We start from the raw sequence: 26,157 nt of genomic DNA, 5'->3' as shown, positions 1-26,157 counted from the left end.
TATGCAAACATGCTATAAAGTCCATTAATTACCAGTATTTAAGTATTATTATTAACATAGAGACGACGCAATGCAAATAGTCATTCACCAAACAGATCACACAATTGGCAACTTTACACAAATTTACAAATACATAGAAAACCTAACGAGATCTGAAGACTTTCAAGATAATATACATATCTTTCCTGAAACATTTCTTTCAGGCTATCCTCTTCAGGATTTAGTCCTACAAAAAACATTTATTCGCCAATACCATGAGCTTTTACAGGCCCTGAGAGATTTATTTGCAAAGATAAAGCTTTCAGATAAAACGGCGCTTCTTGTTGGTGGACTACGCTACGAATTTAAGGATAACGCAGATATTCCTTCAAATATCTATAACGTTATTTACGAAGTAACAAAGAAATCAAATTTCAATGATATTTACACAAAATGTCTTCTTCCAGATTACGATATATTTGATGAATCTAAATATTATACACCTGGGAGTGCCCCATGTATCTGGTCTCATGCAGGATGTGATTTTGGCCTACTTATTTGTGAAGACATGTGGCATTCTGAACAATATGCTGTTAACCCACTACAAATGCTAATGGATGAGGCCAATGGCAAAGAGTTGAATGGAATAATCAATTTTTCAGCTTCTCCATGGAATATCGATAAAGAAGAAAAGAGAATTAAGCGTGCCAGCGAAATATCACGAGTATTTAAGACACCATTCTACTATGTGAATAAAGTTGGTGCAGAAGATGAAATCATCTTTGATGGTGCAAGTTTTGTCGTTAATGAAACACAAGTCATTGCCAAAGCAAAATCCTTTAAATCAGATCTTATGAAGGTTGAGATTGCCAAAAAATCAAAAATTGAGAATCTTGGAGTGGCCCCTGTTGGTGCTAACTCTTGGGAGTCATTATTTGGGCCACATATCGAAAAGATAAACGGAAAAATGAGCCTTAAAAAGCTCAGCGATGACAAACTTGATGCTATTTTAGGTGCTTTAAACCTAGGTTTACAAGATTACGCTAGAAAATGTGGCATGAACAAATTCTTGGTTGCTCTATCAGGAGGAATTGATTCGGCACTTGTTCTTACGCTTGTGAAGTTATTTCTAAAGCCGGGCCAAGAAGTTGAGGCCATTTATATGCCAAGTAAATTCTCCGCATCACTAAGTTGGGAAATTAGTGATAAATTATGCAAGAATCTTGGAATTAAATTACATAATCTACCAATCAAATTCCTCCATTCATCTGTGCAAAACCTCTTTAATGATAACCTCGAGCCATTAGAAGGCCTTGCAGATGAAAATATTCAATCGAGACTACGAGGCTCCTTACTATTTGCTCGCTCAAATCAAACAGGTGCCATGGTTATAAATACATCAAACAAGTCAGAGTTAGCTGTTGGTTATTCGACTCTATATGGAGACTCTGTTGGCGCTATTAGCCTATTGGGAGATCTCTACAAAAGTGAAGTCTTTGCTCTGGCCAGACATATCAATAAGAATTTCAGTGATATTATTCCTGTTGAGGTTATAGAAAGGCCACCAAGTGCAGAATTAAGGGCCGATCAAAAAGATGAAGATTCTTTACCTCCATATGAAACACTGGATATGATATTAGAATCATACCTTTCTTATCGCTACGACTTACCAGATCTTCTTAATTTAGGGTTAAACAAAACTGAAGTTGAAAGGGTGATAAAATTGATATTAAATAGTGAGTACAAAAGGCAACAATTTTGTCCTATACTAAAATTGAAAGACAAAAGCTTTGGTTTTGGTCGACGAGTGCCGATATGTAAGAAGGTTGATTTTAATCTCGGATAACAATAGTGATTCGAATACGCATACTAAGAGGAGTAATGAAATGAATAAAGCCTTTGAAAGAGTTCTTAGCTCATTTGATGAAGTTAAGTCTATGGTTGATGGAGTTATGGCAAATAAGTCCGTTAAAGAAGTTGAAAAAAATGTAAAAGACTTTATTGGCCAAGTTGAAAAAGAGGCTAAAAATGTAATGGATAAAGATATTCCTCGAGTAGTGAAAACGTTAAAGAAAGAAGGTCAAAAAGTTGAGAAGCTTGTTGATTCAACGATACAAAAAGAAGTTAAAGCTGCTAAGAAATACCTAGATGGACATATCAAAGATGTTCAAAAGCTTCAAAAACAGCTGGATAAATTTCTTAAAGATGAAATGAAAAAAGCTAAGAAAAAGGCTTCAAAAAAAGTGAAAGAAGCTGAATCAACTATAAAGAAAAAGGCCAAGCAAGCAACAGGCCTAAAGAAAGCTGCTAAAAAGAAAGTAGCAAAGAAAAAAACAACAAAGAAGACAGCGAAGAAAGCGGCCAAAAAAGCTACTTCAAAGAAGAAGGCAACTGGTGTAAAGAAAGCAGCAAAGAAAACAGCCAAGAAAGCAGCAAAGAAGACAGCAAAGAAAAAAGCCAAATCTTCGACTTCAAAAAAGAAGTCAACTCGCCAATCAACAAGAAGAGCTTAAAATTGTAAATGATTAAAACCTGGGCAGAGTCCTACTCTGCCCTCATATATAAGGTGCAGTCATGGAAAAAAGTCTCAATCAACATATTCAAAAACTTCTTCCGAAGTTTAAACAGTCTAAAAAAACAGAAATCAACCATTTATTACCTAAGGTTGCCACTATGAGTGAAAAAGAGCTCAGAGAAGTTCTTCACAAGATGGCCGGTAGTTTCTCCTGTTATAACTTCCTTCAAATAGGCTCTACACTAAAGGCATTTGAGATGGATCAGCATCTTGACTCAAAGCGTGATCGTGTAAAGAAGGCGCTAGAAGAGATATTGCGAGAATTATAGATAACGTAGTATTTTTATTAACATTCCTCTTTATTTAAGGGATAATGCACACTTAATTACCCTAATTAGAGAGGATTATTTGAAGAAGCTTGAAAGAAATTTAGGGCTATCATCAGTCATTTCCATAAGTATTGCATCAATGCTCGGATCAGGTATTTTTGTTCTGCCAGGTCTAGCTTTTGAAGTAACAGGTCCATATGTTTGGATATCATATTTAATTGCAGCACTATGTGTTCTACCTGCAGCACTGTCTAAGTCAGAACTTGCGACGGCCATGCCTGCCTCAGGTGGAACTTATATTTATATCGAAAGAACTTTTGGGCCAATGGCCGGAACAATTGCAGGCTTAGGTCTTTGGATCTCCCTACTTTTAAAAGCGGCATTTGCCCTCATGGGTTTTGGTGCATACTTAAGTACATTGACAACAAGCTTCGATCTAAAATACCTAGCGTTATTCCTGACAGTTATCATCACAATTTTAAATATTATTGGTGTTGGTAAAGTTAGTGGGCTACTAATTGCTGTTGTCATTACATCAACTCTTGGGCTTACTATTTTAAATATTGGAACACTTTCAACCGCTACCGTCATACCGGGGATTCCATTTTCATTCTCACATATGGATAGTATTTTATTAGCTTCAGGACTTGTTTTTATCTCTTATGCAGGAGTAACTAAAGTTGCGGCTATTGCAGAAGAAATTAAAACACCTGAGAAGAACCTCCCAAGAGGAATTCTTTTATCACTACTTATTGTGACGGTACTTTATTGTGTAACAACACTTGCACTTGCTAAATTTCTACCTATTGATCAGTTAAAAAGTAACTTACGTCCAATTTATACATTGGCCCAAGTATTTGGTGGTAATACATTTGCAACAATCATGGCCATCTTGGCCATCCTTACTATGACTTCAATGGCCAATGCTGGGCTTCTTGCAGCATCACGCTTCCCTTTTGCTATGAGCCGAGACCACTTATTTCCAAAGTCCTTTGGCCATATTCATCGTAAATTCTTAACACCTGTATGGAGTATTCTTGCATCAGGGATTATTATTGCTTGTGCTATCTATTTCTTAAATATTGCAAAAATTGCAAAACTAGCATCTGCATTTATCTTAGTGCTTTATATGTTTGTAAATATAACTGTCATAGCTTTACGAGAAACACATATTCAATGGTATAGACCGACTTATAAATCACCATTTTATCCATATATACAAATTTTTGGAATCATCTCAACTTTCTACTTATTAGTAATGATGAAAGATCTTGCAATTATTGGTCTTGTCTCAATTTCAGTACCAGGAATTTTGATATACTTCTTATATGCAAAAAGTCGTGTTAACCGCAAAGGAGTACTTGGAATTCGTGGAAAGAGAAAGGATCTATTCGATGATACACCAAACTTCTCACCAACAATGCACTCACTTGGCCGTTGTGAACTTGACCAAGATGCCAATGTCGTAGTTGCCTTGGTTGGAAATGAAAAATCTCCAGAGATGCTCATTGATATTGGAACTTCTCTCGCAGATGGAGAGCAAATAGAGGTGGCCCATTTAACAGAGGCGCCAGAACAATCAGACCTGAATGATTTTACAGATGAAGATCCTAATCTTCGTTCATTAAGACGACGTGTTGTTGCAATGGCCATTGAAAAAACAACACCTATTAACTTTGATCCTATTGTTACACACGACCTTTCTAAGTCAATTTTTGAAATTGGACAACGACTTCACTGTAATTGGTTATTCATGGAGTGGAAAGGAAGACTTCGCGGTACATTTACAACTCAAAGTCCAGTTGCGTGGCTGCGTTCACACCTAAGCTGTCACCTAGCAATTTACAGAGATAAAGGAGTAAGATACACAAGAAAAATTCTTATTATCCTTGATGAGAATTCTAATGATGAAGTACTTGCACAAGCAGCATATCATATTGCAAAAAATAACAATGCAGAGCTCACTTTTGTATACTTAACAAATAAAGACTTGGATATTAGCGAAACATCAAACTTAGAAAAGTACATTAGAGATCTCTCTGATGAACTTGATGTAAGAGCGGTTGGTCACATTGAGCACTATCAAAATAAGATTGAGAAGATTGAATCTCTAAGTGTTGAATACGATCTTCTATTATTCAACACAAGTACTAATTATAAGTGGTATAACGTCTTTGGTACTGAAGATGATAAGATTATTGCTCAAGCTTCTTGTTCTGTTTTAGGTATCCATACAGCACCAGCATAAAGAAGCAATAATGACTAAGAAGGATTAACTTGAGGCAAGCAAATCCTAAATGTAGTGTATTCACTTTCAGGATCAAAACTGATAGCTCCACCATGATCATTTATAATTCCTTGGCATATATTTAGACCAAGTCCCGTCCCTTTCGTTCTGCCTTTTGTTGTATAGAAGCGATCAAAAATTTTCGTTGCTATTTCTTTATCAATTCCAACACCAGAATCAATAACATCAAGATAAACTAGGCCGTTGTGATCAAAGAGATTTAACTCAATCCATTGATCACTTAACTCATCAATAGCGTCAAAAGCATTATTAAGTAAGTTAATAATGACTTGGATAATTTCAGAAGAGTTTATATTTACCATGTCGTTATCTGAATCATTAGAGAATACAATCTTTAACGATTCATCAACTGTCGCAGTTTTAAAAAGAGCAATTGAATCATGGATAATAGACGAGAGACTTGTATGCTCTCTTTTTGAACGGTCATCATGAGAGTAAATTTTTAAAGAACTTACAATATTTGAGATACGATCCTTTTGCTCTTTAATTGAATTGATCTTTTCCCTTACTTGTTCAATCGTAAAGTCAGCACCTCTTTTAGAAATTGACTGCGCCTGTAATTCAATAATTGCAAGAGGGTTATTTACTTCATGAGCAATATTAGCTGCCATTTGCCCAAGAGCTGTCCACTTTGACATTTTTTCTATTGCAGACTTTTGAGATTCTATTTCTCGATTTCTTAAAACCTTTTCAGTTACCTCTGCTGTGCGATCCAAATAATACTTTCCAAGAGCACCAAAGTCATGAAACTCCATTGAAGATTCATAATAGACAAGACCGCGATTAGCTACATTAAGTTTTACGATATCAGTTATAACCTCTCCGGGATTTTCAGTGGCCTTTTTCACACGATCTTTAAATATTTCTAAGACATTACCATTAATAAGAGAACTTATATGCTTACCTACAATTGGTTTAATATCCCAATCCTGATCAGTTTTTGAAATATAGACGAAATTTAAGTCTTCATCAAAAACGGCAAAATAATCATTACTTTTTTCTACAATTTCTCTTATTAAGTAATTAGTTGAAGTAGTGGAAAGCTGTATTTCTCGTGGTTGAATCTTAGTAACACAAAACCTGTCCCCTTCTTCAGAGGTAAAAGGTAAAAAAGTCGTATCCCAATTAATTTCTTCTTTATCTAAACTGTCTTTAAGTACAATGACTGAACTTGTTGAAATACCTTCTAGGGCATTATTAATACCGTTAATAATTTTATCTAACTCACTACTTGGAAAATGGTCCTTGTAATAATCATAAACTGGCATTTCTTTATAATTTTCATAAAAGCTCACCAATGTAGAAGACATGTAGAGAAATTTTGATTCAGAATTAATAACGGCCATACGAATATTTTGATCTTCGTAATTTCCGTATTTAAAAATATCAATAAGCTCATCGACTTTCATCTTACCTACGTATCAAAGAATAAATATTGACCACTTGTACCTCTAAACAATATTCGATTACAAGTAATAAGTAGTTATTACACACCAGAAAAAACCATGTAATACACAGCCAAGGGGACTACCAGAGGGACTATTAGAAGGGCATTCAGGTATCGATGCTACTAAAGTTTAGTTTTAAAGGGGAACTTGAAATTCTAGTTTAATTCAACACTAGGAAAAGTTAATGAGAAAGTCGTGTGTTCGGCATCCTTAACATAAGAGATATGGCCCCCATGATCATTCATGATCTCTTGGCAGATATTTAATCCTAGCCCAGTTCCCTTCTTTTCACCCTTCGTTGTATAAAAACGATTAAAGATCTTACTCGCTAACTTAGGCTCAATTCCATGGCCACTATCGATTATATCAACATAGACCTTATGATTACTATCATCCAAATTAATTTCAATCCATTTATCTTTCAAATCAAGAATTGCATCGTGAGCATTATTTAAAAGATTAATAAATACTTGAATAATCTCGGATGAATTAACCATTACGATGTCATTATCTGAATCATTCGAGAAAACGATCTTTAAGTCTTCGTCAACAAGAGCAGTTTTAAAAAGAGCAATAGAGTCATGAATAAGAGACGAGAGACTTACAGATTCTCTTTTTGAACGATCATCTTGAGAGTATATATGAAGGGAGCTAACAATATTTGCTATTCGATTCTTTTGTTCAGCTATAGAGCGAACCTTCTCAAGGACTTGTTCAATCTTTAAGTCCTTGCCTCTCTTTTCTAGAGCTTGAGTTTGTAATTCAATAATTGCAAGTGGATTATTTACTTCATGTGCAATATTAGCGGCCATTTGACCAAGAGCTGTCCATTTAGACATTTTATCAATCGTTGCTTTTTGAATTTCAATTTCACGATTTCGTAGAACCTTTTCTGTAACATCAGAAGTACGATCAAGATAATAACAACCGAGTTGATTAAAATCATGAAATTCAACTGATGATTCTAGAATTAACTCATTACGAGGATCATCATCAGAACTCATATCAATAGTGACAATATCAGTGATGACAACGCCTGGATTTTCTTTTGCTTTTTTATAACGCTTATAAAATTTTTCAAGAGCTTTTCCAGAAATAAGATCTGAGATATGTAGCCCTAAAACAGACTCGTCACGCCACTTTCCAAGAACTTTTGAAACGTAAACGATATAAAAGTCCTTATCAAATACAGTGAAAACATCAGAGCTTTGTTCAACCATTTCACGAATAAAGAAATTTGTAGAACTTGTACTTAAATTGACTTCATGAGGTCGTATCCTTGATAAAACATAGGTATCACCTTTATCATCCACAAATGAATTAAAGTCCACGTCCCAAGTGATTTTTTCTTTATTTAACCGATTCGTTAAAATAGCCTGCGTACATGAGGGTTCCCCATTTAAGGCCTTAGCAAAGCAGTCTTTAACTTTTTTAACTTCTGAATCAGCAAGGTGACCTTGATAATATTCATAGACTGTCATACCCACATAGTTTTCAGTGAAGCCAAAAAGAGTGGTGGAAACAAAAACAAAACGAGCATCTTTATCAAATATAGCAATGCGAGAATTTTGATCTTCAAAATTTCCGTATTTTAATAATTCGATAAACTTCTCTAAGTTCATACTTCCCTAAGGTTTAACAATTAAATAAATTTCACTACACAGTAGTTCTTCTTACCTTTTTTAAGGATAAGGCACGACTCACTAGCTAGATCATCTTTTGAGATTACGTGATCAATATCCTTATTCTTTACATTGTTAATGGCCACACCATTTTGGCCAACCATTTTTCTTGCCTCCCCCTTAGATTTAAAAAGAGGGGTTAGAGCAAGCATATCTAGATAAGAAAGCTCTCCTAATTGAGCTTTATCTAATTCTATTGAAGGTACATCATCAAAGATTCCAGCAAGTTCTTCATCTGTCGTGTTTTCAATGACCTTTCCAAAGAAGAAGTCAGTGGCCCTTATGGCAGCCTCAAGCCCTTCTTTGCCATGAACGAGAGTAACAATTTCTTCGGCCAAGCGTTTCTGAGCAGCTCTTAAATGAGGCTCAGTTTCTACTAATTTTTCATATTCAGCAATCTCTTCAAGTGTTAAGAAAGTTAAAGTTTTAAGATACTTTATAACAGAAGAGTCATCTGAATTAAGTAAGAATTGGTACATCTTATAAGGAGATGTCATTGAAGGATCTAGATAGATTGCTCCACCTTCAGACTTTCCAAACTTCTTCCCATTTGAATCAGTAAGAAGAGGAATCGTCATACAAAAGGCAGGTTTAGAGTGCATCTTACGAGTAAGGTCCATTCCTGCAACCATATTTCCCCACTGATCGGCACCGCCAATTTGAAGACTTACATCATATTCTTTATTAAGGTGAGCAAAGTCGTAACCTTGTATCATTTGATAAGTAAATTCTGTAAAACTAATACCAGCATCTGAATTAAGACGTGATTTTACTGAATCTTTTGAAAGCATTTCACCTATTCTAAAACGCTTTCCAACATCTCTTAGAAATTCAATAAGTGAAAACTTACCAATCCAATCGATATTATTAACCATGGTAGCGGCATTTTCACCACTAAAGTCTAAAAGCTTTTCAAGTTGTGCTTTTTGTCCCGCCAAATTCTTATCAAGATCATCTTGGGTTTGAAGATTTCTCTCGTCGCTCTTTCCTGAAGGATCTCCAATCATTCCAGTAGCACCACCAACAAGAACGTAAGGCTTATGTCCTTGTTTCTGCAGTCGCATCATTGTCACAACAGCAAAAAGATTTCCAAGTTGTAGGGACTTTGCTGTAGGATCATACCCACAGTAAAAAGATATTTTCTTTTCATTTAAGATTTCTTTTAATTCATCATGCGAGAATTGATTTACAATTCCTCTTGCTTCTAATTCTTCAAAAAAATTCATTAAGCTAATCTCTCTTTGATAATTTTAATTGGAGTCAGCGCCACGACAGTTTTTAAATCTGGCCCATGCGCTCGTCCAGTAAGACAAACACGTGTTCCCATAAATAGTGGCTTCCCTTTTATTTTTAATTCTTTCTTTAAGTAATTCATCCACTCACCGACTTGCTCTTCAGTTACGTTAGTTGTCTGATCAGCAAGCTGAGCCTTTAGGTATTCTTTAATCTGTGGAGTTGTCTCCCACCCCATGGCCTCGTTATATTGATCATCAGCATCGACAGCTGCATCAAAGAAAATCGGCAGGTGTTCATTAATATGACTAAAAAGTTGTACCTTTTCTTTCATAAGTCCTGCAAACTTAACTTTCCAAGCTTCGTCTTGCTTATGATACTCGCTTCCTTCAGGAATAAAGCGATCAAAGCCAGCAGCAATATCTTTATCATCTAACTTTCTTAGCCACTGCTCGTTGAAGAAGTTTAGCTTTGCAATATCATACATTGCAGAAGACTTAGAAAATCTCTCATAACCAAATTTATCTCCAAGCTCATTTACATCAAAGATATCTGTCTCATCTGGATGAGACCAACCGAGAAGACATAAGTAATTTGCAAGAGCAGCTGGTAAGTAGCCTTGATCTTTATACTGAGTAACAGAAGTGGCTCCGTGGCGCTTAGAAAGCTTTTGGCGATCGTGACCAATTAAAAGTGAAACGTGACCAAATTTTGGAGGAGTTACACCCATTGCATCGTAGATCATAAGCTGGCGACAAGTATTATTTAAATGCTCTTCTGCACGGAATACGTGAGTCATTTCCATCTTTGCATCATCAACAACACAACAGAAGTTATAAACAGGCATTCCATTTGCTCTTAAAATAACAAAATCCCCTACCATATTTTCTGGAAATTTTACGTGTCCTTTAACAAGGTCAGTGAACTCCCAAGTCTTTCCAGGGTTTTTAAAACGAATCACATATTCTTCTCCAGCATCAATTCTCTTTTGAGCTTGCGCTGGATCAAGGTCGCGAAATTGACCGTGATAAGCATGTGGGTCTTTATTTTCACTTGTGGCCTTTTCAGTTAAGCGCTCAAGTTCAATACTTGTTAAAAAACATGGGTAAGCAAGTCCGCGCTTAACGAAGTCCCAAGCAATATCTTTATAAATTTGTAATCTTTCTGATTGGCGATAAGGGCCAAAGTCCCCACCTTTATCAGGTCCTTCATCGTGTTCAATTCCCATCCACTTAAGATCAGCAATTTGTGCTTCTTCGTATTCACGCTTTGATCTCTCAAGATCAGTATCTTCAATTCTTAGAATATATTTTCCACCATTTGCCTTAGCAAATAGGTAGCTATAAAGAGCAGTACGGGCCCCACCAATGTGAAGGTATCCAGTTGGAGATGGTGCAAAACGAACGCGAACAGTCATACAAATCCTTTTAAAAAAATAAATTAAACGTATATCAATGCATTATAGCGTTTTTGAATAGAAATGGCACTTTGAAAATAGGCAAAATACTTGATTTTAGAGGCTTTTTAGAATGGAATCCACATGATTAACGTTCTCGAGTCTCTTTGACATTGAGCGTGATACGATGCAATTCTCACCGTAGCATTTATTAGTGATCTTATGAAAACACATACTGAGCATTTTAAAATACTCGGGTGAGCCAACGAGAATCTTTCCAGACTCATTCTTCTTCGTCGTAATCTTGTTATTATAAAGCTTTAGGCACTCATCAACACCGAAAGTGGTGTATTCGAGAAGATATTGTTTTCTAGCTTTAAGGTATTGCTGTTGCTTAATAGTAATATGCTTTTTTGCAATAACAGAAGATGAAAACAATAATTGACAGGTAAATAGAAAAATCATTAACTTATTCACTACAACCATTCTAACGATATTTAGATATCAAGCAAATAAAAAGTAAGTAAATGAGAAAAGAAATTGAGTTAAATTCAAATGGACTAGAAACACTTGAGGATTACCTATCTGAATGTGGCCGACTATTTAACTTCCCTTCTTTTTACCAAAATAATCTCGATGAACTCTATGAGTTTCTTCAAACATATACTGATAAAAATTTAAGTGTTTATTGGGCAAATGCAAAAGAGGCCCAATTAAAACTTGGAAATGATTTTGATCGATTAAAAGAAATATTTGAATTAGTTGCTTCCCAACATAGTGAGTTTAAATTCTATATTAACGAGTGATAAATGTACTTCGAGATGCCTTAACAGGTATTAAAACTTTATTTCCATCAATATATGTTCTTAAATAGCCTTTCGAATCACCAGAAGACAATCTTCCTTTATAATAATAAAGCCCATCGCGAATATGATGAAACTTAATAGCAAGACCTCTAAGAATCCCCTTACTTCCAACAAATATTGGGCCACTTGGTAAAGAGCCTTTTTCAAATTTCAAGTAGACCGCAAAGGTATTTATATCTTCGGCTTTATCAATTGAAACATATTGTTGTGAAAGAAACTCTTTTTCAAATATAGCTAGACTTGAGTTTTTACAAAGCTCAGGTTTTTCTAAGCATGTCTTTGTAACATAAGTGGTAGCAGGCGTTCGCGGAAGATTAAATCTCAAATGCACTCCGTGAATATTATAGTGCTTTGAAATATTATTTCCCAGAACGACATTAGGATTTGAACTATAAGGCGCTACTGCAAAATCACCCTCTACATCAAAGAGATTTGGAGCAAACAGTGCTGAGATTGAAATATAATTTAGATCTTTAAGATATGAAAGAAAGTCCTTATTATTAAATAACTCATAAGTTTGCATTACTTGCTTGGAGCCAATCCTCATATCTTTTAGCTCTTTTTTTCCAAGTATCGGCAAAATAAATGTTCCAAGACTGTAACCAAGATTTGCTATTTTAGCACCGTAATAAGGTGTCGCCATCGTCATAAGGCCATTTACACGAAATCTAATAGTATCATTATTATCTAGCATTCTCTTTAACCAATAAAGAGTTATCAGCCCTCCTTGAGAATGAGCAACAATTTTAATCTTACCTTCAGATAAGCTTTCTTGATGCATGAATTCATCAAAAGATTCAACAAAGTCATTTAAAGATAATCTATTATTTCCAGTATCATATTCAAAGAAGTGTGAACTTAAACATTCATCTTTATGAAATTTTTGTACATATTGGTCCCAGTAACCAAAGGCTCCTTTGTTACTGGCTATTCCATGAATGAAAACAATATGATTTTTGCTAGTGCCACATTCGGCACTAGCAGAGATAGAAAAAAGTAAAAAAAATAATATTAAAAAGTTTAAAGAACTTCTTTTCAATTACTCCATACCTTCTGGGTAAATCTGAATAGCATGATTAAGTGTCGTTTGTACCCAAGCAAACTCACGAGCAATTAAAGGTGCATTTAAATGCCCTTCTTCACCTTTTTGAGAGAAGTCATAATCATACTCTGGCATAGTATCTGTTCCATAAATTGAATCTCTAACATAGAAGACACCTTTTTTTGCACAACCACCAACTTCTTCTAAGCGATTCTTAACAGCGGCTTCTCTTCTTTTTGCTTTATCAGCATATCCAAGATACTTCTGACGCCATTTATCAGACTCTGTTGTTTGTGACTTCTCAATCCAGTAGTCATACTTTTCTTGCATACGTGTTATAAAAGAAGTTGTAAAAGGACATCCCTTTGTATCTGCATTGTCATTATAGCCGAAGATATAATTTGCATGCCAAAAGCCTTTATGATTGTAGATGACAAGAACAGGTGCATTTCTTTTATGAAGAGCATTCTTGATTCTTTCAACGATATCTTTTGGCGCCTTACCTACGGCCCACTGGTCACGTTCAGCATCTGCAAATAGCACTTCCCTTTTAAACTTTGGAAGCTTAAATACATTTGCATCTTTTGAGATTTCATCAGTTAAATTAATCCAATTATATGATGTACCATAGCTCGCATCTTCATCTTCTTTATCAGTAACAACGCGTTTACCATCAACTCTTTTATAGTAACCCTTAGTAAAACGGTAATCTTTATTACTAAAGAAGATTGAACTTTTGTTAATTCGGCGAATATTATCAGTTCTCCAATTATCAATTTCTTCCTGATTTGTTTTTTCAGTCTTTAAAGACATGTAGTAACGTTCAGCAAAGTCCACCTTACGAGATCCAGTTAAGTTATTTAATCTGTTATACCACCACTCGACGACACCAGTATGTGACATATAAAGACATGAACCAGCATCTTCTTGATCAGGTGTCGCTACAACATATTTCATTAGATCGTTGAATCCACCAGATGTAATATCATCATTTGAGCTTGCTAACTCTAGTGACATAGGATTAATGACTCCAACGTAGTCTTTTTCTTGTTGAATTCTTTCAATTTGATTTTGATTAAGGTCTGAAATCTCGGCCATTGCAGTAGTAGCAACTAAACATGCCGATAGAAGTGAAATCAATTTAAACATTTATCCCTCTTTAAACTTTTATTTTCCAATATTTTGCGTGTGTGAAGAAAAATGCTAGCAAAATTGAAACACAATCACAAAAATTTAAGAGGGTTAATGCAGTGAGAAATTCTCAAGTATCTAAAATTACGATAGGTAGATGACAACACCTGCGCCTACAACTGTCATGGCCACTAAGATCCATGTATTCATTTTAGAACTTTTATTCGCTTTATTAGATTCTTTATTCATTACGTACTTTTTCTTACGCTTATTCTTTTGAGACTTACCCATGAGAACTCTCCACATCCTTGAGAAATTTATATTGAATATATATTTTAAACTAAAATTCTTGTCGATGATAGACCAAGCGCTTCACTCGGTTTTAAACATCTATTTGCTAGTATTTTCTACCCATAATATGAGCAGTTAAATCACTAAAATAACTATGATATTATAGAGTTATGACAGGAAGAAAACTACTTGATCAAATCATTATTGCCCTAACTCTACTGACGACAATTGCGACAGTTGGAGTCTTTGTTTATACCAATGTGATCTATAAAAAAGAACTTCCTAGTAATCAGAAAGAATTAACATCACTAAAGGAAGACTTTGGCGAGTTAAACTTCCCTTCAACATATGTTCTCGACAAGATAACTCTCAATTTAGAATCTGCCACTCGAAGACTTAGATTCCTAGACGTACAAATTAACCTTGTACTCTTTAATCAAGATGACAGTGAAATTCTTGATCAATATAAGCCTCAAATCTACGATATCGTAATTGATGTTGCTGCGGCCATCTCTCCAGAAGAGCTCAACTCTCTATCAGGAAAACTCATTTTTGAAAGTCGAATTAAAAAAAGAATTAATGAGCTAGTGAAAAAACGAGTTGTAAAAGAAGTCTTCTACTCTAAATTTGTCGTACAATAAGGTTTTTAAATGAATAGGCCCGCGAGGGAACACGGGCCTTAGACAACAACACTTTAAAGGAATTTAAAAAGGGAATTTTAAATTACTCGCAAGACCCTTCTTTTACGAAGATGGCCTTTGCTCTATATAATTCACAAGAATTTGAATAATTAATTAGCATATCACCGTCAATACCACTTACTGCACCACAAACTGGTGAGAAGATCTCTGGGCAAAACTGTGTCTCTTCTGGTTGATCAACCCAATTCTTACAGTTAAGAACTGCTTCTAATCGATATTTTCCAAGAGACTCTTCTTTAAGTGCGAATTCACCGTTTTCACAACTTTGTGCTTCAAAGTACTCATTAACAAGTTTAACTTCTTCATTTTCCTCAGTGATAATCACTTTGAAAATTCTTCCAGTAAAAGACTGAGAATCAATTAAGTCACCGTTAAGAATAATCTCTTTTGCACTGATGTTTGTTGCAACAACTGCTAGTAGAATAATTGAAATTAATTTGCTCATAACGTTCTCCCTAAAAAAGAATCTAAGTCTTATCTTGTTTGTGAGAGAGTTATAGATCAGAATATAAATTAGTAAAAATTATATATACTAATCAATATCCATAATTATATGTTATAGTTCATACAAAGAACTAGTAATAAGTAGCTGAAATTATGAATATTGATCATATTTCCATTCCGACACTAAGAGTCTTTCTTGAGGTTTATCAAACCCAGAATATGTCTCAGACGGCAAAAAACCTTGCCATGACTCAACCAGGAGTCTCTCAACATATAAAATCTCTTGAAGGCTTACTTCAAATAAGTCTCTTTGATCGGATAAATAAAAAGGTTCTTCCCACAGAACAGGCTCACCTACTCTTTGAGAATTGCAAGAGAGCACTTCAAGGGCTAGAGGATGCATTAAGCGAAGTTTCAGCAAAGAAGAATAAACTTAAGGGTATCTTAAATATTGGTCTTCCAATTGAGTTTGGAAATAATAGGGTTCTACCAATTATAGGCCAGTGGTTAAAGCTGCATCCAGAAGTTTCTATCCGTATTAATTACGATCACGCCGCAAGACAAAGTCAGCTGCTATTAAATGGTGGACTCGACTTCGCTATTACCGATAGCTTTAATTTTCCTAAACAAATTGCAACGAAGAATCTTTCTTCAGAAAAGCTCATTCTTTGCTGTTCTCATGACTATGCAAAAGAGCATAGATTAACTAGTGAGACTAAGTTTAAAAAAACGGATAATCTTGATTTTATCGCCTATCTAGAAGGTGCTCCAGTAATTACAAGTTGGTTTAAGTATCACTTTAAAAAGAGTTTTCAAACTGAAGCAAAAGCACAATTAATGGATGTTCAAGGTGTTCTAAGGCTCACCTTAGCAGGTGTTGGTATCTCAGTATTACCTTTGCACGTTCTTGAGAGATCTGATAACTCAAAGAAGTTATTACAATTTAATGGTACGAAAGATCATATGATTAACGAGTTAAATCTCGCTTATCTAAATGCTAGAAAAATGGGGCCTGTGGCCTTGAGTCTATTTGAATATCTAACAGAAAATATTTAAATAAAAAAGGCCACCTATAAGGTGGCCTTCATATATGAAAATGAATTGAAAATTACTTTTTCATTCCTGGAGCTTGTGACTCATCAGTAGTTGTCACGTTAGCTTCATCATCACCTAGAGAGTTTAAAAACTCATCTACTTGTGCTTGTGTTACTTTACCTTCAGCAATAAGCTTATCTCTTAATCTTAGGTCTAGAATTTTTTCTTCTAAAGCTCTTGAAAGTCTCATGGATTTTCCTTATGTAAAATTGAGTTATAAACGTAATAATGTAGCTTTATATCATGTGTTACAAGCTTTGCAAAGTCTAAAGTAATCAATAACTTGCTGGATATTTGAGCTTATTGCCAATAACGCGGCTCATCTGGATTAGGCTTTTCTTCATCATCCACTAATCTGAGATGGCCCTTGCGCTTCTTCTTTACCTTGCCTTGCTTCTTCTTAAGATTACCAACTTGATCTCTAAGATAAAAACCAAGTCCTCTCATACCAAAAACAAATGCTGCACCAAAAATCATTGAAGCAATATTTCCAAACGCCTGAGCTCCTCCAGGAGAGAAGAAACCTTGATAAACATTCATCCCGGCCAGGATTAAACAAAAGTATTTGGCCTTAACTGGGATAATCATAAAGAATTGAAAAATTCGATCTGGGTAGATCACGGCATAACTCACACACATAGCAGACGATAAAAAGGCCATACCATGAAATGGATAATTTAATGAAGCACCACCCATAAAGATTGCAAATAACGAGTAAGCAAAAGCATTTACAAATGTCGCAATTAATAGATAGTGAATATAGCGTCGTGATCCCCAGCGCGCTTCAAGATCACTACCAAGAAACCAAAATAAAAGCCCAGTGAAGACAACGTTAAAAAGACCTGTACTCACAAGAGGATAAGTCACCATCTTATAAATTAAACCAGATTTTAAACTTGCTACATCAAGGCCAAGAATGGCCACAAGAGAAATATCAAAAGCCTTTGCAAAAACGGCCCCTAAGACAAATGAAACCACTAAAATACCAATGAGATATTTATTAACTTTCGTTAGCGGTGGTAAGTACATTTGTTGCATTATTTCTCCTTACATTTTTTGAGCAATTTCAATTAAAACACCACCTGTAGACTTTGGATGAATAAAGTTTACTAAGCAATTATTCGCCCCTTGGCGTGGTGTTTCATATAATAAATTATAACCTAGATCGCGAAGCTCTTGGGACTTTTTTGTCACATCAGGAACACGGTAACACATATGGTGAATCCCTGGACCTTTCTTCTCAAGATACTTAGCAATTGGCCCTTTTCCATCAATCGGCTCTAGCAATTCAACATGAGCGTTTTCATCAATATGAGCAAATGAAGTTGTTACTTGTTGATCTTCGACAACTTCTCGGTGGTTAAAAGTTAAACCTAAGTCACGATATATTTTTTCTGCATTATCAAGATTCTCTACTGCGATAGCAATATGATCAAGGAAACAATCTTTATTAAACATAATCTTCTCCACTTAATTTTTAAGCATTATAAGAAAGTCACTCCCCCTTAGCAAGCTGACTATAAATCACTTAAATTAAATGGTGGGTTATCAAGAACATTATCCCCTGCACAATCGGCCGGTGTTGTTGGAGCTGCCGGTTCTTGAGGCGTTACAGGAGGTTTACAATATCCTGAAACACAATCCCCAAATGTAGGCACTGAATAACAACGCTTAGCACATGTCAGTGAATTATTTGGATCATTGATGCGAATTAAGTAACATTGACGAACGTATTCAATTCGACAAAATTCCTTCGACACACATGATTGATTTGGAACTTTTGAACAAAGAACTTGTTCAAAGTCATTATTTACGTGATCTTGGCATGTATTAGTTGAACCGTTACAACACAGAGATGAACAGTCAAAGTCTGAGTTACAACTTTGACCTGTCGGCTGGTTTCCTGTTGAATCGTAATCATCGCTACACTGACCGACAATCGATCTTGAATAACAACGATTATTAAAACAACACTCTCCAGAACCACATTCACGGTTTCCATTACAAGACTTTAGAGAATTGTAATCATAACCATCTTGAGCTCCTAGGCCCGATTTTAGAAGTTGAAGTTTAATATCTTTTGTAACTGCAATTTGAACCTCTGAACCATTTTCCATTGTGAAAAGTTCAATTGTTCCAGTTACATTACAACTTGAAATTGTCTCACCAGTTGTCGCATTATAATTTTTGGCACGAATATTACACCCATCCATATACTTTGTATCACCTGCTGAGTTAAGTGTTTGAACTGAGCGATTAGAAAATGGTGAATCTGATCCTAAGTATTGAATCCCCGTTGTTTGATAATTAATCTTTCCGGCCCTTGGAAACATATATGACTGCATACCTGCTGCCACATTAGAAAATGAACTTGCTCCGGCCAAAGGTGCTTTAAAAACACCACTAGGTACAGATCCTTGTTGATAAATTGCGGCGCCTTTAATCTCCCATTCATCTTCATTGAAGATACGATATGGACCACGATACTCATATTGATTTCCACCAAGAGTTAAAGTCGTACCAATATTTACGGGATGATTTACACCAAATAAGCTTTGAAACATCGAACTGTCATTACGATCAGGAAGACACTTTAAAAGATTATTTGATAGAGGCTCACCTGAAAGTAAATTTCCATCAATATCAATTTGTTCATAAGTTGGAATATTAGTTCTCTCTACAATTTCTCCATCGACATTTTCTTCACGCCAAAGAGTTTGATCACCAACACCAGCATATGCATAGAGACAAACATCACCTGCTTGATCACAATATGGATGGCTAATAGAAGGTGTAAAAGTAGGATCATCTTCTAAACGAAGGCCGCGACAGTAAAGTCCAGCATTTGTCGGATCAGTTATAACATCCTCAGCTGTATCACTATCGTAGTCATTATAATCAAAGAGACTATATAGAAGACGAATATCAGAAAATTTTCTAGCTGCCATATCAAAAGTAATGACATTAATAGTAGAATATTGAGTGATCCCTTCCCCAGGAACTTGACCAACAACACCATCTAATTCAATTGGTGTGCGCTCACGTCCAAAGTAGAAGCGACCTTTAATAACTCGATTTTTAAGTGAAGAAATATTTAGCCCCGTAAGATGAAGCTTTCCTCTAAAGTCCTTTGGAATTGAAACTTTCTTTTTAAAAGAGCCTGTATTTGGATCAATAATTTGCGTAATCTCAACGGCCGTATCTTCAGGAATATTTGTGATGACCTCAGTATCTCCATCAGTGGCATTATTTCCACCAGAAGACCCATTATTGCCACTTCCATCACCTATTGAATCAGTTGGTGAGTCAAGACTCGCTCTTCTTGAACGAGGCTGCTCCATGCATGAAGCAAAGAGAGTAAGCATTAATAGAAATGTAATCGTTTTTTTCATCATCACTTTGGCCTTAAGTACCTTTTGTAAGTTGATAGTCTTCCCTCAACTTATCGAGTTAACTGACAATTAAGTTAACCCTAAGTAAATATTAACCTTTAACGTGAAAAAACTGCCTAAATTCAGTTAACCTACTGAAATTACGAATTGTAACGTAGAAGCCCCTGCCAACGAGAGCTGGCGTCGAAAAACACCAATATTCAGATACTTATGCTTTATTGAAGAGGGCGACAACAAGGCCGGCCATAACATCCTGAACAAGAGTCAAAATCAGACAAGAAATGTAGAGAATTCCCATTGGAATTCCTGTTCCTGGAGCATAATTTGTAACGATAGTGCCAACACCAGAGATAATCATCGTCAGAACAAAGTAAATTGCGTACGTACCACCAAGACTTGATACCTTTGTCTTTGTGATCTTAAAATTTGATTCACCTTCTTGATCAAAGAGAATCGCAACCATTGGCAGGGCCATGTAGAAATACATGACATAAAGGCCGGGAATAACAAACAGGGCAAAACCTAAAACAGTTAATAAGCTCATTAAAAAACCAAAGAAGACATATGTCGGTATATCCCATAAGACTTTCTTTATCTTAAAGTCTAGGCCATTGAGAGCAAAGAAGAAGAAATTCAAAATTAAAACAGATTGAAAAACAGCACCGAGAACATTGACGATGGCCGCTTCAATGATCTTCATATCAGTTGCCATATCCCCTAAGTTAGCATTGTATATAGCATATGCTTTTAAAAGAAATGAGAAGACAAAGAGAATAGAATAAGGGCCAAGACGCTCTTTCATTATACTAATAGCATCATACATTGCTTCAATGATTCCATATTGGCTTGATGTTACTGTTTCTATTTCTGAGTTATCTTGCATATCCATTGCATACTCCAAATGCTTCTTTATTCGTCGTCAATATATTCGAACGTACGTTTTGCGTGATTCTTTCTCACACCAGGGACTTTAAATAATTGTCCATGAAAAGAGATATAAATGCCAGCATCTACTATTTTAGCAGCATAAAGACTTTCTGTAACATTTTGAAAGGCATCACTATCAACAAAGCCCATCGGCTTCATTGCACCGGTAAAAATAATTGGAACATCTAGCTCTTTTGCTCCGTCTAATGCTTCATAAACGAACTTTGCAGACTTTGCCATGGTATCTGTACCATGAAGGATTATAAGAGGAATATTTTTCTCGAGTTGAGACTTAATCGTTTTTAGAAGAACTTGGCGATCGTAATCGGTAAAATAAAGAGAGTCTTTATTGATGATATTCATGATGTGAAGCTTCGTATATGGAAGCCTAAGGCGATCGATAATAGTTTGTCGAATGAATGAATCACGATTCTTAAGTGAGCCATCACTTTCACTATATGATTTCTCAATGGTACCACCAGTTGAAATCAGCTGAATATTTTGAACATGGTTATCCATGAACTACCCTTTTTAAAGAATTCTAATAATGAACTTAGTTATACATTGTTTTATCAGTGATTTTAAGATCTTATGTAATTTTTTTGGCCAATACCCTTGACGCCTATAAAAAGCATACCATGTTATAGCTGTAAGACACTTATCTATTTGATTATTAATATAAGGAGTACAAATGACTAACCGCACAGGACAAATTTCCGTAGCTACAAGTGACATTTTCCCAATTATCAAAAAATGGCTTTACTCTGAGCATGATATCTTCATTCGTGAGCTCATTGCCAATGGAAGTGACGCCATTACAAAGCGTGCTGAACTTGGCCGCCAAAAAGGATTAGAAATTCCAACAGGAAAGATAGCAGTTGCTGTTGATAAAGAAGCAAAGACGATTACTGTTACTGACAATGGGATCGGAATGACTGAAGAAGAAGTTGAAAAGTACATTGCTCAACTTGCCTTCTCAGGTGCAGAAGAATTTATCAAAAAAATGGAAGATGCTGGTGGTGAATCAAATAAAGACATCATTGGAAAGTTTGGACTTGGATTCTACTCGGCATTTATGGTTGCAGGAAAAGTAGAAGTTGACTCTCTATCAATGAATGAAGGAGCAACGGCAACGAAATGGACTTGTGAAGGTGACACAGAATATACTTTCTCAGACTCTGATAAGAAAGAAGTTGGGACTACAATCACTCTTCACATCAATGAAGACTCAGAGGAATTCTTAAATAAGTGGAAACTAAATGAAACTCTTTCTAATCACTGTGATTTCATGCCTTATGAAATCTCTCTTCGTGACGTAAACGAAAAGATTGAAGACGGCGAAGACAAGGGTAAAGATGTTGAGCCAATTATCGTAAATGATACTAATCCAATTTGGAAGCGTGATCCAAAAGAATTAACAGATGAAGACTACAAAGGTCTTTACCGTAAACTCTTTCCAATGGACGGCGAGCCACTTTTTTGGATTCACCTAAATGTTGATCACCCATTTACTTTAAATGGTATTTTATTCTTCCCAAAATATAATCCAATGAAGCCAGTTGGTGATAAGAATATTCGCCTTTACTGCCGTCAGGTATTTGTATCTGATAACGTAAAGAATATCATCCCTGAATTCCTAGGACTTCTAAAAGGTGCTATTGACTCACACGATATCCCACTTAACGTTTCACGTTCATCTCTTCAAGGTGATCCAAACGTAAGAAAGATTTCAAATTATATTGTGAAAAAAGTTGCTGAGGCCCTAAAAGTACTTAATAAGAAAGACCGTGAAAAGTACGAGAGCATCTGGGAAGATATCGGACTCTTCGTTAAGTACGGATGTGTTTCTGATGAGAAGTTTGACAAGATCATGCGTGAGCGTGCCCTATTTAAAACAAATGAAGGCAAGTTTGTTACTCTTAATGAGTATCTTGAATCTGTTCCAGCTGACTATGCTGAAAAGATGAAAGGAAAAGTACTCTACTTTGAAAAAGAGAATGCTAATCAATCATTATTAGCACAGCTTAAGGAAGTTGGATTAACTGCACTTGAAACAGATAATCATATTGATCCACACTTTATTCAACACTCAGAAATGAAGAAATTCAAAAAAGGTGAAGAAGAAGTTGAGATCAAATTTGTAAGTGTTGATAGTGAAATTGAAAACCTACTTGCAAGTGAAGCAACTTCTGAAGACGATATTAAAGTTAAAGAGATGTTTGCGAAATTCCTTGATATCAAACTTGAAGAAAAAGAAGGTGAAGCACCAAGTGATCGTGGCCTTGAGATTGGTCGCATTGCAAGTGCCACAACTCCAGCTTATTTCAAGGTTGATGAATCAATGAAGCGCTTTGCTCAAATGACTCAGTCAATGGGTGGAGGACAACAATTCCCAATCAAGAAGACACTAGTTGTTAATGCAACAAACCCACTTGTTCAAAGTGCATATAAACTTCACACAAGTGGTAAGAATGAAGAACTTGCTAAGAAGTTATGTGTTCACGTACAAGACCTTGCAGGTATCTCAAGTGAGGGCCTAAAACCAGAAGAGCGTGATTCATTTGTAAAACGATCACAAGACCTCATTAGTGAACTATCAAGTCAACTAAGTCAGTAAATGTCGACTAAGGCTTTTGCCTAAAGTCGATAGGCATACCTTCCTGGAAATAAAAAAAGGCCAGCTTCATAGCTGGCCTTTTTATATATCCCTTTTATTTCTAATTATTAAAAAGCTGCGTTCTTCTCATCGAACTTTCTTGCAAATGTTTCAATTGAGACAACATTTGTTTTCTCATCCATACCATCAGCATGATTGAATCCAACATTTTTGTTATGTGCGCTCAGTTTATTTCCATTTGTATGAGAGCGTTTTTCGTATGTACGAGAGTTCTCTTCTCTTTCAAGCTCTTCTTTACATGCAATACAACAAGTTGCAATTGGACGAGCGTGTAATCTTCTCATTGAGATATTGTCACCACACTCTTCACATTCACCAAAGGTTCCTGCTGCGATTTTATCAAGTGCGCGGTTTACTTTATTTAGAAGAAATTTATCCCTTCCCATTAGTTTTAATTTTAGTTGAGCATCTCTCTCATTAGAAGTTTGGTCGATGATGTCACCACTGGCCTGATTAGTTAAAACTTGCTCGACACTTCCTGTTGAATTGACCAGTTGATTTTTAAGATTAATAAAAAGATTTTTGAAATGTTCTTTTTGTTCAATGTTCATAGTATCTCCATCCAATCTAAAAATAAGTAGTCCATCACGTCTTAACTAAAGCTTTCTTCCTGAGAACTTTAGAGAGATTCCTTTCTCTGCCAATGTATAATGCAACGGCCGTGCCAAGTTTTTGTCTTAGTAATCTAGAGATTTAGTCATATTTATGTAAGATTTGGTGTCATTCTGGCGTATTTGGGCCTGATTCGCCCCTGTCATAACGCACCACTAGGTGATTTTAATTGAGATTAGACGGTTTTATCGTCTTTGGAGATAATAAGGCGTTCATCATCGATCATTTGAGTGAATACGGCCATAACGTCACGATGGGCCTCAAAAGCATGAGATTTTGGGACCTTCTTATCAATGTAGAATTCAACATCTTGGCGAATACTCTTTGGCAGCTTAGCAAGAATTGCGCTACGAACCTCTTCATCTTCCACCTTAAGAGCATTTCCAAAACTTTCAGTTTTAACTTCTCTTAGAAATTCACTTAGCATTTTTGGAGTTATATAAAGAAGATCTTTAAGACGATACATATTGGCCTTAAGTTTTTGGGCCAATTGAGCATCCATTCGAGAGAGGTTACCTATAAGAGTATCCTTCTCTTCCTTGTTCATTAAAGAGATGGCCTCAAGAATTGACTTAAATCCACTCTCCTTCTTATTCGACATAAGGATTATCCTTCATAAGATGGTTCTTAACGTAATCTTCAACCCCCTCATCTACAATGCGAAAGTCGAAGTTAGGAAGAATTCCTCTAAACTTCTCCATATCAGCTTGAGTATAGTATTGGTATTGCTTACGTAGGTGCATAGGCATATCGATGAACTCGACTTTTGGTTCTAGGCCCATTGCCTTGAATGTTGCATTGACAAGATTTAAGAAACTATCGGCCCTTCCAGTTCCAATATTATAAATTCCAGAATGCTTGGCCATTTCTTTATCTGATAATTCAATCATAGCATCGACAACATCTTTGACATAAACGAAGTCACGAAGTTGTTTACCATCTTCATAGCCATCTTTATGAGACTTAAATAGTTTTACCTGGCCTGTCTCATTTATTTGTCCAAATGCCTTGTGAACTAGAGAGCGCATTTCTTCTTTATGATATTCATTAGGGCCATATACATTAAAGAACTTTAAACCAAACCAGTGCTTTGGCTTAGTCTCCTGCTTTAAGGCCCATTCATCAAATAGCTGCTTTGAATAACCATAAGGATTTAGTGGCCTAAGCTTACCGATTTCTTCCTCTTTATCTTCATAACCAAGTTCACCATCACCATAAGTGGCAGCGCTTGAAGCGTAGATAAATGGGATTCCTAGATCACTGGCCAATTCAAAATAGTACTTTGAATGGCCAACATTATTAACCATAAGATAGTCCATATCCATCTCAGTCGTCGATGAGCATGCTCCCATGTGATAAATGAAAGAAATCGACTTATGTACTTCTTCTAAAGCGATATCAAAGAATTCATCGGCATGGAAATACTCAGCGTACTTAAGTCCCCTAAAGTTTTTCCACTTATCTTTGTGATCAAAACGATCAACAATAATAATATCTTCACGGCCTTTTTCATTTAGTTTGGCAACTAAGACACTTCCAATAAATCCAGCACCACCTGTAACTAAGATCATGCCTCACCTTCTTTCGTTTCTAATCTGGCCAGCCCTGTAATGCTTATCCCACACATAGTAAGAAGTGCGAGTAATTTATAGCTATCAAGTTTTACATAGAGGTTATGATAAGTTCTAAGTTTTTCTTCAAGAACTTGATATTCTTCATCAGTGTGAGTGTAATTAGATTTAGCAATATTTGTATCTCTGATACCAGGAGATAATGTCGTCGTATAAACAATTGCTAGAACTAAAGTTGAAGCCGCCAGAACTTTAAGTATGATCGTTGCTTTTGATCCTTTCTTCTTATAAAGAATTGTAAAAAAGATAAGAGCAATGGCAAAGATCATCTCGATTATATTAAATGATGTAAATATAATCCCACCTAACGTTCCCGCTTCTTTAAGAGAGCTCACATTTCGAAAAATATTTGGAGCGGCGATAAAGTCAATAAATGCTGTGGCAAAAAACCATGCTAAGCAAATACCAAAAATTAAACATAATAAGACGTGTTTCTTTTTCATTAATGATTTCATAGA

27 protein-coding genes are annotated in these 26,157 nt (G+C 35.6%); 8 read left to right on the top strand and 19 right to left on the bottom strand.

Features of this window, described 5'->3' with window-relative positions:
- The first annotated feature begins 70 nt into the window (after positions 1 to 70).
- The 4 genes from VCM44_RS06965 to VCM44_RS06950 all read left to right on the top strand — a co-directional run bounded on the left by VCM44_RS06965 (position 71) and on the right by VCM44_RS06950 (position 5,071).
- Positions 71 to 1,825 (top strand): NAD+ synthase, encoded by a 1,755-nt coding sequence (locus VCM44_RS06965; RefSeq protein ID WP_334678383.1) that lies wholly within the window; start codon positions 71 to 73, stop codon positions 1,823 to 1,825.
- A gap of 40 nt (positions 1,826 to 1,865) precedes the next feature.
- Positions 1,866 to 2,492, top strand: a complete 627-nt coding sequence (locus VCM44_RS06960) for a hypothetical protein (protein WP_115363258.1) — start codon at positions 1,866 to 1,868, stop codon at positions 2,490 to 2,492.
- 61 nt (positions 2,493 to 2,553) lie between these two features.
- Positions 2,554 to 2,823, top strand: a complete 270-nt coding sequence (locus VCM44_RS06955; RefSeq protein ID WP_115363260.1) for a hypothetical protein — start codon at positions 2,554 to 2,556, stop codon at positions 2,821 to 2,823.
- Positions 2,824 to 2,902: 79 nt separating this feature from the next.
- The gene (locus VCM44_RS06950; RefSeq protein WP_115363262.1) at positions 2,903 to 5,071 is read left to right on the top strand and encodes an APC family permease; all 2,169 of its coding nucleotides are present in this window, start codon (positions 2,903 to 2,905) and stop codon (positions 5,069 to 5,071) included.
- Between the two features lie 14 nt (positions 5,072 to 5,085).
- Here the strand turns inward: VCM44_RS06950 and VCM44_RS06945 are convergent, their stop codons facing one another.
- The 5 genes from VCM44_RS06945 to VCM44_RS06925 form a co-directional block, all read right to left on the bottom strand.
- Positions 5,086 to 6,540, bottom strand: coding sequence for a sensor histidine kinase (locus tag VCM44_RS06945; RefSeq protein ID WP_115363265.1), 1,455 nt, complete (start codon positions 6,538 to 6,540; stop codon positions 5,086 to 5,088).
- Between the two features lie 194 nt (positions 6,541 to 6,734).
- Entirely contained in the window at positions 6,735 to 8,201 is a 1,467-nt protein-coding gene (locus VCM44_RS06940; RefSeq protein WP_115363267.1) for a PAS domain-containing sensor histidine kinase, read from the bottom strand.
- Positions 8,202 to 8,221: 20 nt separating this feature from the next.
- Positions 8,222 to 9,487, bottom strand: a complete 1,266-nt coding sequence (tyrS, locus tag VCM44_RS06935) for a tyrosine--tRNA ligase (RefSeq protein WP_115363269.1) — start codon at positions 9,485 to 9,487, stop codon at positions 8,222 to 8,224.
- On the bottom strand, positions 9,487 to 10,911 hold the full coding sequence (gene gltX / locus VCM44_RS06930) for a glutamate--tRNA ligase (protein WP_334678382.1): 1,425 nt from the start codon (positions 10,909 to 10,911) through the stop codon (positions 9,487 to 9,489). Before gltX ends, tyrS begins: the two co-directional genes overlap by 1 nt.
- 96 nt (positions 10,912 to 11,007) lie before the next feature.
- Complete coding sequence (locus VCM44_RS06925; protein ID WP_115363273.1) at positions 11,008 to 11,367, bottom strand: hypothetical protein; 360 nt, start codon at positions 11,365 to 11,367, stop codon at positions 11,008 to 11,010.
- 50 nt (positions 11,368 to 11,417) lie between these two features.
- Here VCM44_RS06925 and VCM44_RS06920 point away from each other — a divergent pair, with 50 nt between their 5' ends.
- On the top strand, positions 11,418 to 11,696 hold the full coding sequence (locus VCM44_RS06920; RefSeq protein ID WP_115363276.1) for a barstar family protein: 279 nt from the start codon (positions 11,418 to 11,420) through the stop codon (positions 11,694 to 11,696).
- Here VCM44_RS06920 and VCM44_RS06915 read toward each other — a convergent pair.
- From VCM44_RS06915 to VCM44_RS06905, 3 genes are all read right to left on the bottom strand, one after another.
- Positions 11,686 to 12,795, bottom strand: a complete 1,110-nt coding sequence (locus VCM44_RS06915; protein ID WP_334678381.1) for a lipase family alpha/beta hydrolase — start codon at positions 12,793 to 12,795, stop codon at positions 11,686 to 11,688. The two genes, VCM44_RS06920 and VCM44_RS06915, sit on opposite strands and share 11 nt — an antisense overlap.
- Positions 12,796 to 13,947 (bottom strand): hypothetical protein, encoded by a 1,152-nt coding sequence (locus VCM44_RS06910; RefSeq protein ID WP_334678380.1) that lies wholly within the window; start codon positions 13,945 to 13,947, stop codon positions 12,796 to 12,798.
- 126 nt (positions 13,948 to 14,073) lie between these two features.
- Positions 14,074 to 14,220, bottom strand: a complete 147-nt coding sequence (locus VCM44_RS06905; RefSeq protein WP_158536911.1) for a hypothetical protein — start codon at positions 14,218 to 14,220, stop codon at positions 14,074 to 14,076.
- A gap of 170 nt (positions 14,221 to 14,390) precedes the next feature.
- On the opposite strand from VCM44_RS06905, the gene VCM44_RS06900 reads away from it, so the two are divergent.
- A complete protein-coding gene (locus VCM44_RS06900; RefSeq protein WP_115363282.1) occupies positions 14,391 to 14,861 on the top strand; it encodes a flagellar basal body-associated FliL family protein in 471 nt (156 codons plus the stop codon).
- A gap of 82 nt (positions 14,862 to 14,943) precedes the next feature.
- Here VCM44_RS06900 and VCM44_RS06895 read toward each other — a convergent pair whose 3' ends face one another.
- Positions 14,944 to 15,366 carry a Kazal-type serine protease inhibitor family protein gene (locus VCM44_RS06895; protein ID WP_115363284.1) on the bottom strand — a complete coding sequence of 141 codons (423 nt, stop codon included), beginning with the start codon at positions 15,364 to 15,366 and terminating at the stop codon, positions 14,944 to 14,946.
- Between the two features lie 152 nt (positions 15,367 to 15,518).
- Here VCM44_RS06895 and VCM44_RS06890 point away from each other — a divergent pair, with 152 nt between their 5' ends.
- Complete coding sequence (locus VCM44_RS06890) at positions 15,519 to 16,421, top strand: LysR family transcriptional regulator (RefSeq protein ID WP_120404998.1); 903 nt, start codon at positions 15,519 to 15,521, stop codon at positions 16,419 to 16,421.
- A gap of 52 nt (positions 16,422 to 16,473) precedes the next feature.
- Here the strand turns inward: VCM44_RS06890 and VCM44_RS06885 are convergent, their stop codons facing one another.
- The 6 genes from VCM44_RS06885 to VCM44_RS06860 form a co-directional block, all read right to left on the bottom strand.
- A complete protein-coding gene (locus tag VCM44_RS06885; protein ID WP_158536912.1) occupies positions 16,474 to 16,650 on the bottom strand; it encodes a hypothetical protein in 177 nt (58 codons plus the stop codon).
- A 110-nt stretch (positions 16,651 to 16,760) separates the two neighbouring features.
- Entirely contained in the window at positions 16,761 to 17,498 is a 738-nt protein-coding gene (locus VCM44_RS06880; RefSeq protein WP_115363288.1) for a rhomboid family intramembrane serine protease, read from the bottom strand.
- A 9-nt stretch (positions 17,499 to 17,507) separates the two neighbouring features.
- The gene (gene mce / locus VCM44_RS06875) at positions 17,508 to 17,918 is read right to left on the bottom strand and encodes a methylmalonyl-CoA epimerase (protein ID WP_115363290.1); all 411 of its coding nucleotides are present in this window, start codon (positions 17,916 to 17,918) and stop codon (positions 17,508 to 17,510) included.
- A 59-nt stretch (positions 17,919 to 17,977) separates the two neighbouring features.
- The gene (locus VCM44_RS06870) at positions 17,978 to 19,855 is read right to left on the bottom strand and encodes a hypothetical protein (RefSeq protein WP_334678379.1); all 1,878 of its coding nucleotides are present in this window, start codon (positions 19,853 to 19,855) and stop codon (positions 17,978 to 17,980) included.
- 205 nt (positions 19,856 to 20,060) lie between these two features.
- Positions 20,061 to 20,741 (bottom strand): hypothetical protein, encoded by a 681-nt coding sequence (locus tag VCM44_RS06865; protein WP_115363294.1) that lies wholly within the window; start codon positions 20,739 to 20,741, stop codon positions 20,061 to 20,063.
- A gap of 20 nt (positions 20,742 to 20,761) precedes the next feature.
- Entirely contained in the window at positions 20,762 to 21,298 is a 537-nt protein-coding gene (locus VCM44_RS06860; protein WP_115363296.1) for an asparaginase domain-containing protein, read from the bottom strand.
- 172 nt (positions 21,299 to 21,470) lie between these two features.
- Here VCM44_RS06860 and htpG point away from each other — a divergent pair, with 172 nt between their 5' ends.
- A complete protein-coding gene (gene htpG, locus VCM44_RS06855) occupies positions 21,471 to 23,396 on the top strand; it encodes a molecular chaperone HtpG (protein WP_334678378.1) in 1,926 nt (641 codons plus the stop codon).
- A gap of 107 nt (positions 23,397 to 23,503) precedes the next feature.
- On the opposite strand, the gene VCM44_RS06850 is transcribed toward htpG, so the two are convergent.
- The 4 genes from VCM44_RS06850 to VCM44_RS06835 form a co-directional block, all read right to left on the bottom strand.
- Entirely contained in the window at positions 23,504 to 24,007 is a 504-nt protein-coding gene (locus tag VCM44_RS06850) for a TraR/DksA family transcriptional regulator (protein ID WP_120405005.1), read from the bottom strand.
- 236 nt (positions 24,008 to 24,243) lie between these two features.
- Entirely contained in the window at positions 24,244 to 24,669 is a 426-nt protein-coding gene (locus tag VCM44_RS06845; RefSeq protein ID WP_334678376.1) for a FliG C-terminal domain-containing protein, read from the bottom strand.
- A complete protein-coding gene (gene rfaD / locus VCM44_RS06840; RefSeq protein WP_334678375.1) occupies positions 24,659 to 25,639 on the bottom strand; it encodes an ADP-glyceromanno-heptose 6-epimerase in 981 nt (326 codons plus the stop codon). The genes VCM44_RS06845 and rfaD overlap by 11 nt, the downstream gene beginning before the upstream one ends.
- Positions 25,636 to 26,154 carry a hypothetical protein gene (locus VCM44_RS06835; RefSeq protein ID WP_334678374.1) on the bottom strand — a complete coding sequence of 173 codons (519 nt, stop codon included), beginning with the start codon at positions 26,152 to 26,154 and terminating at the stop codon, positions 25,636 to 25,638. The genes rfaD and VCM44_RS06835 overlap by 4 nt, the downstream gene beginning before the upstream one ends.
- Positions 26,155 to 26,157: the final 3 nt, after the last annotated feature.

This window comes from Halobacteriovorax sp. DPLXC-1, assembly GCF_036903125.1.
Lineage (GTDB): Bacteria > Bdellovibrionota > Bacteriovoracia > Bacteriovoracales > Bacteriovoracaceae > Halobacteriovorax_A > Halobacteriovorax_A vibrionivorans.
The sequence above is the reverse complement of the archived record's forward strand: the minus strand, read 5'-3'. Positions and strand labels throughout refer to the sequence as shown.